This is a genomic window from Streptomyces sp. NA02950, assembly GCF_013364155.1.
Classification (GTDB): domain Bacteria; phylum Actinomycetota; class Actinomycetes; order Streptomycetales; family Streptomycetaceae; genus Streptomyces.
Genome location: NZ_CP054916.1, coordinates 1,916,783 through 1,929,144 on the forward strand (window position 1 = coordinate 1,916,783; position 12,362 = coordinate 1,929,144).

Annotated in this window: 15 protein-coding genes; 7 read left to right on the top strand and 8 right to left on the bottom strand. The window is 68.7% G+C overall.

Going from position 1 to position 12,362, the window contains the following annotated elements:
- The first annotated feature begins 239 nt into the window (after positions 1–239).
- On the top strand, positions 240–1,649 hold the full coding sequence (locus HUT19_RS07925) for an MFS transporter (RefSeq protein WP_176179775.1): 1,410 nt from the start codon (positions 240–242) through the stop codon (positions 1,647–1,649).
- A 4-nt stretch (positions 1,650–1,653) separates the two neighbouring features.
- Here HUT19_RS07925 and HUT19_RS07930 read toward each other — a convergent pair whose 3' ends face one another.
- The gene (locus HUT19_RS07930) at positions 1,654–2,094 is read right to left on the bottom strand and encodes an ATP-binding protein (RefSeq protein ID WP_176179776.1); all 441 of its coding nucleotides are present in this window, start codon (positions 2,092–2,094) and stop codon (positions 1,654–1,656) included.
- Between the two features lie 127 nt (positions 2,095–2,221).
- Here HUT19_RS07930 and HUT19_RS07935 point away from each other — a divergent pair, with 127 nt between their 5' ends.
- Both HUT19_RS07935 and HUT19_RS07940 read left to right on the top strand, forming a co-directional pair.
- Complete coding sequence (locus HUT19_RS07935) at positions 2,222–3,052, top strand: helix-turn-helix transcriptional regulator (RefSeq protein ID WP_176179777.1); 831 nt, start codon at positions 2,222–2,224, stop codon at positions 3,050–3,052.
- Positions 3,049–3,291: a DUF397 domain-containing protein gene (locus HUT19_RS07940; RefSeq protein ID WP_176179778.1), complete on the top strand. Its 243-nt coding sequence runs from the start codon at positions 3,049–3,051 to the stop codon at positions 3,289–3,291. The genes HUT19_RS07935 and HUT19_RS07940 overlap by 4 nt, the downstream gene beginning before the upstream one ends.
- On the opposite strand, the gene HUT19_RS07945 is transcribed toward HUT19_RS07940, so the two are convergent.
- From HUT19_RS07945 to HUT19_RS07965, 5 genes are all read right to left on the bottom strand, one after another.
- On the bottom strand, positions 3,288–3,734 hold the full coding sequence (locus tag HUT19_RS07945; protein ID WP_176179779.1) for a TIGR03618 family F420-dependent PPOX class oxidoreductase: 447 nt from the start codon (positions 3,732–3,734) through the stop codon (positions 3,288–3,290). The genes HUT19_RS07940 and HUT19_RS07945 overlap by 4 nt on opposite strands.
- 133 nt (positions 3,735–3,867) lie before the next feature.
- Entirely contained in the window at positions 3,868–4,227 is a 360-nt protein-coding gene (locus tag HUT19_RS07950; protein ID WP_254885479.1) for a hypothetical protein, read from the bottom strand.
- 447 nt (positions 4,228–4,674) lie between these two features.
- Complete coding sequence (locus HUT19_RS07955) at positions 4,675–5,064, bottom strand: hypothetical protein (RefSeq protein WP_176179780.1); 390 nt, start codon at positions 5,062–5,064, stop codon at positions 4,675–4,677.
- A gap of 23 nt (positions 5,065–5,087) precedes the next feature.
- Positions 5,088–7,088: a hypothetical protein gene (locus tag HUT19_RS42850; RefSeq protein ID WP_254885480.1), complete on the bottom strand. Its 2,001-nt coding sequence runs from the start codon at positions 7,086–7,088 to the stop codon at positions 5,088–5,090.
- On the bottom strand, positions 7,085–7,507 hold the full coding sequence (locus tag HUT19_RS07965) for a DUF6507 family protein (protein WP_254885481.1): 423 nt from the start codon (positions 7,505–7,507) through the stop codon (positions 7,085–7,087). Before HUT19_RS07965 ends, HUT19_RS42850 begins: the two co-directional genes overlap by 4 nt.
- 246 nt (positions 7,508–7,753) lie before the next feature.
- Here HUT19_RS07965 and HUT19_RS07970 point away from each other — a divergent pair, with 246 nt between their 5' ends.
- The 3 genes from HUT19_RS07970 to HUT19_RS07980 are packed head-to-tail and all read left to right on the top strand — an operon-like array spanning position 7,754 to position 10,363.
- On the top strand, positions 7,754–9,082 hold the full coding sequence (locus HUT19_RS07970) for a ferric reductase-like transmembrane domain-containing protein (protein WP_176186613.1): 1,329 nt from the start codon (positions 7,754–7,756) through the stop codon (positions 9,080–9,082).
- A gap of 13 nt (positions 9,083–9,095) precedes the next feature.
- The gene (locus HUT19_RS07975) at positions 9,096–9,581 is read left to right on the top strand and encodes an FMN-binding protein (RefSeq protein ID WP_176179781.1); all 486 of its coding nucleotides are present in this window, start codon (positions 9,096–9,098) and stop codon (positions 9,579–9,581) included.
- Positions 9,578–10,363: an FAD:protein FMN transferase gene (locus HUT19_RS07980; protein ID WP_254885482.1), complete on the top strand. Its 786-nt coding sequence runs from the start codon at positions 9,578–9,580 to the stop codon at positions 10,361–10,363. Before HUT19_RS07975 ends, HUT19_RS07980 begins: the two co-directional genes overlap by 4 nt.
- 393 nt (positions 10,364–10,756) lie before the next feature.
- On the opposite strand, the gene HUT19_RS07985 is transcribed toward HUT19_RS07980, so the two are convergent.
- Entirely contained in the window at positions 10,757–11,131 is a 375-nt protein-coding gene (locus HUT19_RS07985) for a DUF488 domain-containing protein (RefSeq protein ID WP_176179782.1), read from the bottom strand.
- Between the two features lie 52 nt (positions 11,132–11,183).
- Between HUT19_RS07985 and HUT19_RS07990 the strand changes: the two genes are divergently transcribed.
- Entirely contained in the window at positions 11,184–11,771 is a 588-nt protein-coding gene (locus HUT19_RS07990) for a pyridoxamine 5'-phosphate oxidase family protein (RefSeq protein WP_176179783.1), read from the top strand.
- A 27-nt stretch (positions 11,772–11,798) separates the two neighbouring features.
- Here the strand turns inward: HUT19_RS07990 and HUT19_RS07995 are convergent, their stop codons facing one another.
- A complete protein-coding gene (locus HUT19_RS07995) occupies positions 11,799–12,356 on the bottom strand; it encodes an arginine repressor (RefSeq protein WP_176179784.1) in 558 nt (185 codons plus the stop codon).
- Between the last annotated feature and the right edge of the window lie 6 nt (positions 12,357–12,362).

Sequence of the window (12,362 nt, forward strand, 5' to 3'; positions counted from 1 at the left end):
CGTTGTCAGAGCACACATCGACCGTCCGGCGACGCCACTTCATAGTGGGTGCACCTCGCCGACAGACCGGCGGAATCTCGTCAGTACACGACCCGCATGACACGACCGCCGGAACGGCGTCGCGCCGAGCTCGTGAGCGAGCCTGCCCCGCCCCACCCCCGGGCCGAGGGCGATTCCCCCGACCGTCTTCCCCACGTCGCGCTCACCACCGTGCTCTGCCATCCAACCGAAGGGCCGCCATGAACACACGCAATGAGGTCCAGCCCGCAACCGACGATCGAAGAGAGCCAAGCGACACGAGCGACCGAAGCGACACCGGCGACCGGAGCGACGCGCAGCCGGAGGCACAGCAGTCATCCCAGTCATCCCAGTCATCCGGGAAGAGTCTCTTCTCCGTCCTCGTCGGCAACTGCCTCGAATGGTACGACTGGGGCATCTTCACCGTCTTCGCGGCCACCTTCGCCCCGTCGTTCTTCCCCGGCGACGACCCGGTCGCGTCCTTGCTCGGGGCGCTGGCGATCTACGCGGTGGGCTTCTTCTTCCGGCCGCTCGGGGGCCTCCTCCTCGGCTCGTTCACCGATCGCCGCGGGCGGCGGGCCGGAATGATCGTCGCGATGCTCCTCATGGCCGGGGGTTCGGCGCTGATCGCGGTGGCGCCCACCTATGAGTCGGCGGGAGTGCTCGCACCCGCCGTCATGCTGATCGCGCGTGCCCTGCAAGGCATCTCGACCGGCGGCGAGGCCGGTGCCAGCTATACCTATCTCGCCGAAGCGGCACCCAACGGACGCCGCGGCCTCTTCGGGAGCCTGGGCTATGTCTCGGCGACAGTGGGCGTCCTGCTGGCCAACTCGGTCGGTCTGTGGGTGCATGCGCAGTTCTCCGAAGCCGCGGTGTCGTCCTGGGGCTGGCGCCTCGGGTTCGGGCTCGGTGCGGTGCTGGGCCTGTGGGGCATCTATCTGCGCCGGGCGCTCCCGGAGACCGAGGCGTTCCGAAGCGCCCGAGCGAGCCGGACGGCGTCCGGGGCGGCCGCCGGAACCGGCATGTTCGACATCCTGACGCGCTATCCGCTCGTGGCGTTGAAGATCTTCGGTCTGACCTCGGGGGCGGCGGTGTGGTACTACATCTTCGCCTCGTACCTGCCCGAATACGCGGCCCACCGCGGGCTGGCACACGGCTCCGCCCTGACCGCGAGCATCATCGCCCAGGCCGTTCTCATCGCCGCCCTTCCACTCCTCGGGGCGCTGTCGGACCGGGTGGGCCACCGGCTGCACCTGGTGACGTTCGCGACGCTCGCCACCCTCTCCGCGGTTCCGCTGCTCACCCTGCTGAAACCCACCTTCGGCTCGCTGGTGCTGGTGCAGAGCGCCGGATTGCTGATCTTCGCCGTCTGCGGATCGGCCGTCGGATCGACCATGGCCGAACAGCTGCCGACCGAGGTCCGCGCGGCCGGTCTCGGACTGCCCTACGCACTGTCCGTCGCCGTCTTCGGCGGTACGGCCCCGTTCACCATCGAATGGCTCAACTCCCGTGACCTGGCCGGGCTCTTCCCCTGGTACGTCGCCGCTCTGTGCGCCATCACCCTCGTCTCGGCTCTCAGGCTCCGCGAGGGACGCCATGGGGATCTGCGGGACCTCTCCCCGGTGAAATGAACGGTCAGGTGTCGGGTTCGGCCCGGACCGTCTTACCCGGCCCGCGCCGCTCGGCGACCCCCCAGCGGGTGGCGAGGGCCGACACCAGCAGAAGTCCCCGGCCCGACTCGCAGTCCGGGCCGGGGACGGCGACTTCCGGGCGCCGTCCGGCTCGGGTGTCGGCGACCTCGATCCGCAGCGTCGAACCGGTGAGGACGAGCTCCACCTCGAAGTCCCGGCCGGCCACCCGGCCGTGCGTCACGGCGTTCGCTGCCAGTTCGGCGACGATCGCGGCGGCGTCGCCGGACAACTCGCTCGGGCACTCCCATGCGTCCAGCCGCCGGACCACGAGCAGCCGGGCGAGCCTGACTCCCCTCCGGGTGGAGCTGAGTCGGCGGGTGAAGGTGCGAGTGATGGTGCGTACGGTGGCGGGGGCTTGGGCCTCCGGCCGTGCTTGGGCTGACATGCGGCCACCGTTCCGGTTGCCCGACGGGTCGAACCAGGTCAGCGGCCGGTACGGGGAGGGAGCGTACGGGTACGGCCGGTCGGACCGTACGCGTAACCGACCATGCCCCTGGGCGAGTTGAACAGGTATGGCGGAGAGCGCGAACAACAACGAACCGGAACCTTCGGACGGCCTTCGGGCATTCGGCGCCGTGGTCAAGGTCTTCCGCGAACGGGCGGGCCTCACGCAGGAGGAACTGGCCCCGCTGGTGCGGTACTCACCGCAGACCGTCGCCTCGATCGAGCAGGGGCGGCGGTTTCCGCAGCAGGACTTCATCGAGCGTGCGGAAGATGTGCTGGACGCGTTCGGTGTGCTGCGGGCGGCGGCGAAGCACTTGGCGCGACGGAAGGGGTTGGCGTCGTGGTTCCGGCAGTGGGCGGGGCTGGAGGAGCAGGCGATCAGCGTCTGCATGTACGAGTGTCGGGCGGTCCCGGGGCTGTTACAGACCGAGGCGTATGCGCGGGCGGTGTTCCACAGTGGGGTACCACCGCTGGCGGACGAGCAGATCGAATCTCAACTCGCCGCACGTCAGGAGCGTCAGCGTCTACTCCAGGAGAGGCCCAACACGGCGTTCAACTTCATCATCGAAGAGGCACTGCTCCTGCGCCGTACCGGAGGTGCGGACGTCACCAGAGAGCTGATTGACCACCTTCTGGAGTGTGCCGATCTCCGTAACGTCGAGTTTCAGGTCATGTCGCTTGTACAGGAGGAACACGCTGGGCTGAACGGGCCGATCCGACTGTTGGAAACCCCAGATCACCAGTGGTTCGGCTACGCCGAAGGTCAGCGCACCGGTCAGTTGATCTGTGACCGGAAAGACATCAGCGTGCTCCAGATGCGATATGCGAAACTGCGTTCACAGGCTCTGACTCCCGAGGACTCCAGGAGCCTGCTGAGGCAGATCAGAGGAGCGCTATGAGCAGCGAGCTGGCCTGGTTCAAGAGCAGCTACAGCGGATCACAGGGCGACAGCTGCGTGGAAGTCGCCCTCTCCTGGCGCAAGTCCAGCTACAGCGGAAGTGACGGCGACGAATGCATCGAGGTCGCCACCTGCCCCGACACCGTCCACGTCCGGGACTCCAAGGACAAGCGGGGACCCCAGCTCGCCTTCTCCCCCACCGCATGGACCGCGTTCGTCTCCTACGCGGCGAGCCGCTAACGCGGCTCCGTGATCCCGGATGCCCCAGGCGGGAAGGGCTCGACGCCGACCACACGACGTACGCGTGATGGCTCGACCGGTACGATGACGCGCCGCTCACCGGGGACCCGCCACTCGAACCGGTCGGTGGCCAGGTAGGTGCGGGCCAGGCGGTCCATGTTCTCGTCCGCTTCCGGGCCTTCGATGAACCGGGCCGCCCGGCCGCGCCCCTGCACTCGGTCGTAGGGGTCGGCCGAGTCAGCGTGGGACGGGGACACTCGCCGATCGCAGCGGAGGTTGCGTTCCTTGATCCGCCCGATGGCGGTGTTGAAGAACAGCAAGTTCCCGTCTTGCCCCACCCACATGGGGCTCACGTGCGGCGACCCGTCAGGGTTGACCGTGGCGACGTACCAGATGTGCGGCCGGTCGATCCTTGCGTGTACGTCCTGCGGAATGGCGACCATGGGCCATGGCTGCCCCACCGTGGCACTGATGTTGCATCAGAGCGTGCACATCCGGGGCGCTTGTAGTCTTGAGCCCCTGACCGAGTTCCCTGCCGTGCTGGAGAACGGGATCGGCCACGCACTCGCCGACCGGCTACGGCCTCATCACGACCAAGTACAGGAACCACAGGATGGGCAGCAGCGCGATATACGCGACCGGACGCTGAAGAACGGGCTTGCCGGGATCCATACGAGTCCCGAAATGGTCGTACCCGGGCTCCGACAACTTGTTGATCTTCCTGCGGGCCACCATGTTGCTGATGATCGTAAACGGGTTGAAGATGACGGCGGAGAATGGGCTCCACCACCCCTGCCACAGCGTCTTGGAGGTCATCTGCCGGAACAGCGCCGTGCCGCACGTCCGGCAGAACGGCCCTTCCCACCTCTGGAATCGCATCAGCACGAGCATGCCCTGGTGACTGCGGATGGTGACGTCCTCTGCCGGATACGCCACGCAGCGGCGACATGTGAGCTGCTGGGGCGCGGCGTGGGGGAGCCCGGCATTGACCCCGGCCGCGGGCTGACCGTAGGAGCCGGGGTAGCTCGGATAGGTGGGTAACGGCTGCGGCTGGGCGTATGGCGCTTGGGACGCCTGAGACGGACCATACGAAGCCGAGGGCTGGGCAGTGCAGGGGTTTCCCTGGGGCGGTAGCGACTCGGTCATATACTTCCTTACGCTGAAATCAACAGGTCATGCCATGACTACGGGAGGTTCAAGGCTTTCCGTCAGATTCGGCCCCGACCAATCACCTCGGGTCTGGCGCATGAATTCCGTAGCCCATCGCGCTGCCGAAATATGTCGACTCGTCAGGCATTGCAGCAACATCGAGCGAGGAACCCACGTCCCGCAGAGCCGCCTTACGGGAAGATGCACTTCCACCCAAGATTTCGACTTGCTCACTCACCAGGTCAGCAGGGATTCAACTTCGTCGGTCAAAACGAGCGCTCGCTCCTCGCTCACGTTCGGCACCATGTAGTTGAGTGAACGCACCTTGGATACAAAGCTTTCCGGGAGTCGAACATGGTAGGTAGACAGGTAAAACCACAGATCTCCGCGCCAGACCCACTCACCATCGGTGAACAATGATCCCGCACCAAGGATGTACTCTCCCGACCCAAGAACATCCTTCTCGGCCCCCATCGCGGCGAAGAGCAGGTCACCGTCTTTCAGGTAGGAAACAAGACGCTCCTCATCTGCCACAGGAACGTCGCTTGCATAGTTTCCGATGCTACCTTCGGGGACGCCCGCACGCGACGGCCACAGTTCGCTGTAGAAACCGAGGATCTTCACACACGTACTCCCTAATGCTGTCTTCATGGTAGAAGAGGAAGGAAGGTCCGCCAGTAACCACCGTCAAATACGACGGGTACCTGGCCCCGTCCACGCCGGAACAAGATTCCCACCCTCGTGGTGGGAGCCGTGACCGGCACACCCAACTCGTTGGCGACTCGTTGTGCTGCAGGGATCTCCGCCACTTCCTCCAGTACGTAACCCGAGTGACACGATATCAGCCTGATCGGCTCACCATGGTAGTTCGGGTTGTTTCGGATCGCATCGACGATATGGAAGGGATTCACCTGACCTGGCGGAAAATCCTCACCTGCGGCATTCCGTCTGCCTGGCAGGAAATACCCTTCGTTTGTCCCATGCACAATCACATCGCGATATCCGGCACGCGGAGCGATGTATTCCAAATTTGTGTGCGTCAGGCTATCGTAACCGATCGTCGTGGTATGCGGCCGGTAATATACATGGTCACCGGTGTCGAGAATAAGGTCGCCAGGCGTCTTGGGCGGGACGGGAGTCATTGAATTAGGGGAGTTTTTCGCCTCATTACCCCGCCTGGTACCCATGGTGGAGTCGGAATCCGAAGTCGCACCCTCGCCCCCATGCCCCCCATGCGGATGCTGCTCACCATCTGTGCCACGGTGCCCGTCGGCTCCGTGATGCGCATGGGAAACCTCACGATGAGAAACCTCTGTGCTGTGGACATGATCCGCAGTACGGGCACGTTGGATGTCGTCCAGGGCCTGGCGGTCGGCCGCCGACAGTTCCACCCTGGCCCTGTCAAGAACCGTGCCGTCGGCCTTGTAGAGCGTCCCGTATTTGTCCAGGTACTGACCGCTCGGCAGCTTCAGCCCGCCGTCCGGATGGAGGACCGCGTGGTTGGGCAGTTTCAGGGAGCCGTCGGCCAGTTCCAGGACGTGACCGGAATAGACGCGCTTCAGACCCGCCATCACATCCGCCACCTTGACCTTGGCGAGGCTCGCGCCCTTGAGGATGTAGGTCGTCGGATCCGCGAGGCGGCCGATCTTGCCCGCGGTGCTGATCGCCTTCGACACCGCGCCGGTCTTCGCCGCCGCACCGGTGCCGCCGCCGGCGACGGTGGTGACCACGTTGAAGGAGACCGCACCGGCGGCACGGGCCGGGTTCTTGCCCCATTCGTCCCAGGCGACGAAGCCCTTGCCCGCCTCCTTCGCGGACCGCTTGCTCTCGCGCAAGAACTCCGGCAACTCGGAATCGGGCTTGTTCCTCAACGAGGGGGTCAGGTAGACACCCGCACCGACCGCGACCCGGCCCAGGTTCTTCCAGGCAGCCCTCGCCTCGTCCCAGCCGTTGAACCCGGCCAGGCGTCCGAGTCCCTTGAGGGTGCCCCACACGCCGTCGACGATGAAGCCGTCCCACACGATGGTCTTGAACCAGTGGCCGACATCCCAGACGTGGTGTTTCTGCTGGACCGGCGAACCCCACGGGGTCTTCTTCGCGTGGTCGAGGTCCGACGCCTTGTAGCCGTATGCGTTCCGCTTGTGGGAGCCGTCGTCGACCACGTAGTGCGGACCGTGGCACAAGGCGGTGATGGTGTTGGCCGCCCGGCGTTCGGCCTCCCAGAAGGCGGCCACCGCCGCGTTGACGTCATGAAGGAGGTCCTGGTGCTCCTGGACCTTGTCGCCGTCGTAGGCCCAGTCGTCATCGTCGCCCACGTCCGCGACGAACCGGGTGGCCTGTCGCTTGAGCCGGGCGAGCTTCGCCGCGATGGGACGGACCTCGGCCGCATAGTCGTCCAGCGCGCGGGCGACCGTCTCGACGTCGTCGGCGACGTCATCGGCGGTGTCCCGCACCGGCTTCGTGGTGGCGAACAGCTGCTCGGCCTCGGGCGCGTGGTAGTACCCCGCCAGCCCCTGAAAGCGATCGTGAATGGTCTGGCCGGCCTTGCGGATCTGGGACGCGTCCGCGGTGAGCTCCTGTGTCGCCCCCTGTAATCGGGAGGTATCGCCGGTGAACTGGGGGATGCCCTCCGGTCTGATCATCTTCATCGGTGCGGCTCCCCCTTCCCGGCCTCACCTTTGGGCTTGGGCTTCCCCTTGACGTGTACCTCCGGCGCCTTCAGCGCCTTCCGCTGCGCGTTGGCGGCCATGCGCAGGTCACCGTCCAGGTATTCCTGCGTCGCCTGCGCCGCACCGTTGACGGACTTGCCCGTTCGTGCACCGATGTACGCGATCTTCTTGGTGGCGGCCTGGGCGAACAGCGCGAGCGCCGCGCCCACCAGCCCCAGCTCAGGTATGTCCTTGCCCGCGCCCAACGAACCGGCGGACCTGGCGGCTTCGGCGACGTGGTCGCCGAACGACTTCACGTCATCCTGGAAGCTCCGCACGTCCACCCCGACGTTCAGAACAACGCCCCGCACCCCATCAGGATCAATGTCCCAGTCCTGCTTGCCCTTTGACGTCGACATGCAGCCCCCCTACTCGTCGGTTATTCACCCTACAAGTGGCGCCCACCGCCCCCGCAACGCGGTTCCGAGAGGCACCGGCCGGGCCCGAATCACGCCCGAACCTGTGAAGAGGGCCTGAAAGCTGTGAATCTCGGTGGTCATTGAGACAGTCCGCTCCCCCGGCCGTACCCCCGTTCGCCGGAGCACTACGCGAAGGGACAGGCCGTGACGACGCTACTCAACAGCCGGGCCGGGCGGCGGCAGGCGATGCGCCGGATTCGGCCGCGCCGCTCGCCCGCGGTGCCGCTGCTTGTGCTCAGCTGGGCGGGGGCCGGGGCGGTGCTGTCCTTGTGGTGGCGGAACACCCCCAATGTCGAGGGCACCACCCAGTGGCTCACCGGCGCCGGGCGGCTCAGCGGGCTGCTCGCGGGCTACGTACTGGCGCTGGTGGTGCTTCAGATGGCACGCGTGCCCGCGCTGGAACGGCGGGTGGGGTCGGACCGGGTGGCGCGGTGGCACGCGATGAGCGGGCGGTACGCGCTGTGCCTGATCGTGGCGCATGTGGGGCTGATCGTCGCCGGGTACGCCGAGCAGGCGGGCACCGGTCTGGTCGAGCAGACCGTGACGGTGGTGACGGAACTCCCCGACATGGTGGACGCCGCCATCGGCACCGGGACGCTGGTGGTGATCGGGCTGATCTCGGCGGGGATGGTGCGCCGCCGGATCCCCTACGAGGTCTGGTACTACCTGCATCTGCTGACGTACGGCGCGGTGTTCCTGACGTTCTGGCACCAGCTGTCGACCGGTGCGGAGTTCGTCGGCGACGAGACGGCCCGGACCGCGTGGTACGCGCTGTACGGCACCGTCACCGCGCTGGTCGTCTGGTACCGGCTGCTGATGCCGCTGCGGCTGAACCTGACGCACCGGATGCGGGTGGAGGCCGTGGTGCCGGAGGCGCCGGGGATGGTGTCGGTGCTGATCACGGGGCGTCGGCTGCACCGTATCGGCGCCGAGGCGGGCCAGTTCTTCCGGTGGCGCTTCCTGGCGCCCGGGCTGCGCTGGGCCTCGCATCCCTACTCGCTGTCCGCGCCGCCCCGGCCCGAGCTGCTGCGGATCACCGTGAAGGCGGTGGGCGGCCACAGCTCCGGACTGGCCTCGCTCAAGCCGGGCACGCGGGTGTGGGCGGAGGGGCCGTACGGGGCGATGACCGCGGCGCGGCGCAGCCGCGGCAAGGTGCTGATGATCGCCGGTGGGGCCGGGATCACCCCGATCCGGGCGCTGTTCGAGACGCTGCCCGGCCGGGGCGACGACCTCACCCTGCTGTACCGCGCCCGCAGCGTGGACGACCTGGCGCTGTGGGGGGAGCTGAAGCAGATCGCGAACGAACGCGGGGCCCGGCTGCTGTACGCGGTGAACGGCCCGGACGGCGCCCGCCCGGAGATCACCGCGGAGCGGCTGCGGTCGCTGCTGCCCGATGTCGAGGACCACGACGTCTATCTGTGCGGACCACCGGGTCTTGCCGAGCACGCGTACGAGGCGCTGCACGAGGCCGGGGTGCCGGACCGCCGTATCCACCACGAATCCTTCGAGCTGTGACCGAGGTGAAGCCATGAAGAGGAAGCATCCGCTGCGCCGCATCATCCTGGGCACGGCCGCGACCGTCGCCGGTGTGGTGGCGCTGCTCGCGCTGAAGCAGCCCGGTTCGGGCGGGGAGACCGTCGCCCAGCCCGGGGCGGCGGGGCAGGCGCCCCCGGCCGCGGCCACCGCCCCGGCGGGCGGCGGTGCCGGGGGCGGTGGACAGGCGGGCGGCGGTGGCGCGGCCACCCGGACCGTCACCGGGGACGAGGCCCGGACCCAGTACGGGCCGGTGCAGGTGAGCCTCACCCTCAACGGGACGAAGATCACCGCCGCGCAGGCGGTCAAGACCCCCGACTCCGAGCCGCGGAGCGTACAGATCGCCAAGGACGCCGTGCCCAAGCTGAATCAGCAGGCGGTCTCCGCCGCGAAGGTGGACACCGTCTCCGGTGCCACCTACACCAGTCAGGGGTACGCCACCTCGCTCCAGAGCGCCCTCGACAAGGCAGGTGTCAAATGAGCCGTGAACGAGAACCGCTGCGCCATGTCGAACACGTCATGGGTACCGTCTTCTCCTTCGATGTGCGCGAGGTGCCGGACGCGGCCCGGCCGCGGGTGCAGGCCGCGCTGGACGGGGCCGTGGTCGGACTGCACCGGGTGGACGAGCTGTTCTCCCCGTACCGGCCGGAGAGCCAGATCAGCCGGCTGGCCCGCGGTGAGCTGACACTGGCGCAGTGCGATCCGGACGTCCGGGATGTGCTGCGGATGTGCGAGGACGCCGAGTACCGCAGCGGCGGCTGGTTCAGCGCCCGCTTCGCCGGGGGGCAGCCGGATCCGACCGGTCTGGTCAAGGGGTGGGCGGCGGAGCGCGCCGCCCGGATGCTGGACTCGGCGGGCGCCCGGTCGGTGTGTGTCAACGGCGGCGGCGACATACAGGTGCACGGCGGCCCGTGGCGGGTGGGGGTGGCCGATCCGCACCGGCGCGGGGAGCTGATCGCCATCGTGGAGGCGCAGGGCGAACTGGCGGTGGCGACCTCGGGCCCGGCCGAGCGGGGCTGCCACATCCTGGACCCGCGCACCGGCCTCCCCCCGGCGCAGGGCCTCGCCTCGGTCACCGTGATCGCCACCAGTCTGGCCGACGCGGACGCCTGGGCGACGGCGGCCTGTGCGATGGGCGCGGAACGGGCCCGCCCGTGGCTCCAGCGGCTCACCGGCGCCGAGGCGTTCGTGGTCACGGCGGGCGGCGCCACCTGGCAGACCAGCGGCTTCGCCCGGTACGCGGCGGACTTGTGCGGGGTGTGAGGACTGTACGACCTGGGCGACGCCCCGGGCGACGCGCAGGTCGTACGGCCCTTGCAGGATCTGGCTGACGGACGATTGCGGTACTCGAGGTGCTCGGTGTCGATCGGGCCGACGTCCACGGCACGTCCATGGGCGGACGCGTGGCCCGGCGACTCGCGGCGTGCCATCCGCACCGGGTGCGCGCGTCGGTACGGGGCCGCACCTCGCCCGGCGGCCCGCAAGGCGTCGAGCGAGACAACGACGCGCGCGGACCGCCGGCCCAGCCGCAACCGGGAGCGCCGCGGCAGCGACGACGTGCTCCACCCCGCCGCCAACGCCGTGCTCGCGAGCCGCGTCCCTGGGGCCCGGCTCCGTAGGCCCCCGGAGCGCGGCACGCGACCCGACCCCCGGCGGTCAGCTGTGGCCGCGGACGGCGTCCGCGAGCAGCGGGGCGTGGGAGTGGTCGAGGTCCTTGGTGGCGGTGAGGAGGGTCATCGGACCGGCCGCGGCGAGCTCCCGCAGCCGGTCCACGGCCTCGGCCCGCTCCGGTTCGGCCAGTTCGGCGCGGTACCGGCGGGCGAACTGGGCGTAGCGCCGGGGCTCGTGGCCGTACCAGCGGCGCAGCTCGGTCGAGGGGGCCGCGGCCTTGGCCCATTCGTCCAGGCGGGCGTCCTCCTTCGCCAGGCCCCGCGGCCAGATGCGGTCCACCAGGACGCGGGTGCCGTCGTCCGGCTCCGGTGCCTCGTACACCCGGCGGACGCGGACGCCGGGTCCTTTCCTGTCGGCCATGTCACCCATGGAACCATCCCCGCGGCCGGGACCCCGGCGGATAATGCTCCACATGGGAAAGGTGTACGAACGGATCGACGGCAGACTGCGGACTTTCATCGAACAGCAGAAGATCTTCTTCACCGCCACCGCCCCGCTGGACGGCGACGGCACCGTGAATCTCTCCCCGAAGGGGCTGGCCGGGTCCTTCGCCGTCCTGGACGAACGGACCGTGGCGTACCTGGACTTCGCCGGGAGCAACGCCGAGACCATCGCCCATCTGCGGGAGAACGGGCGCATCACGCTGATGTGGTGTGCCTTCACCGGCCCGCCGAACATCGTGCGGGTGCACGGCCGCGGGGAGCCGGTGTTCCGTGACGATCCGCGGTTCCCCGGGCTGCTGGAGCACTTCTCCGGGGTGGAGATCGACGCGCACGGGCTGCGGGCGGTCATCGTGGTGACGGCCGAGCTGATCCGGGACACCTGTGGCTACGCGGTGCCGTATCTGGACTACCGCGAGGAGCGCACCCTGCACGGCGACCGCTTCCGGCGGGAGGACGACGCCTCGCTCGGCCGCTACTTCGAGAAGAAGGAGCACATCGCGCACAGCATCGACGGTCTGCCGGGGCTGCCGCTGCCGTTGCCGCCGAGCCCGGCCTGAGGGCCCCGGCCCCCGGAGGCTCTTGTCCTAGCGCGCTTTTTGGGCCAGCCGCAGCAGATGGTCGGCGAGCGCCTGGCCGCCCGCCGGGTCACGGCTGATCAGCAGCACCGTGTCATCGCCGGCGATGGTGCCGAGGATGGCGTGCAGCTCCGCCGAGTCGATGGCCGAGGCCAGGAACTGGGCGGCGCCGGGCGGCGTGCGCAGCACCACGAGGTTGGCCGACGCCTCAGCGGAGATGAGGAGTTCGGCCGCCAGCCGCGCCATCCGCGCCTCGCTCGCCGACTCGCCGAGCGGGGCGCGCGGGGTGCGGTCGCCACCCTCGCTGGGCACCGCGTAGATCAGCTCGCCGCCGGTGTTGCGGATCTTCACCGCGCCCAGTTCGTCCAGGTCGCGGGAGAGCGTCGCCTGGGTGACGGAGAGGCCGTCGTCGGCGAGGAGCTTCGCGAGCTGGCTCTGGGAGCGGACCGGCTGCCGGTTCAGGATGTCCACGATCCGGCGGTGGCGCGCGGTGCGGGTCTGCGGCACGGATGGTCCGTTGTGGTTCCACCCGGCGCCCTGGGCCTCGGTGTGCTGCGCCTCGGTCATCGTCTC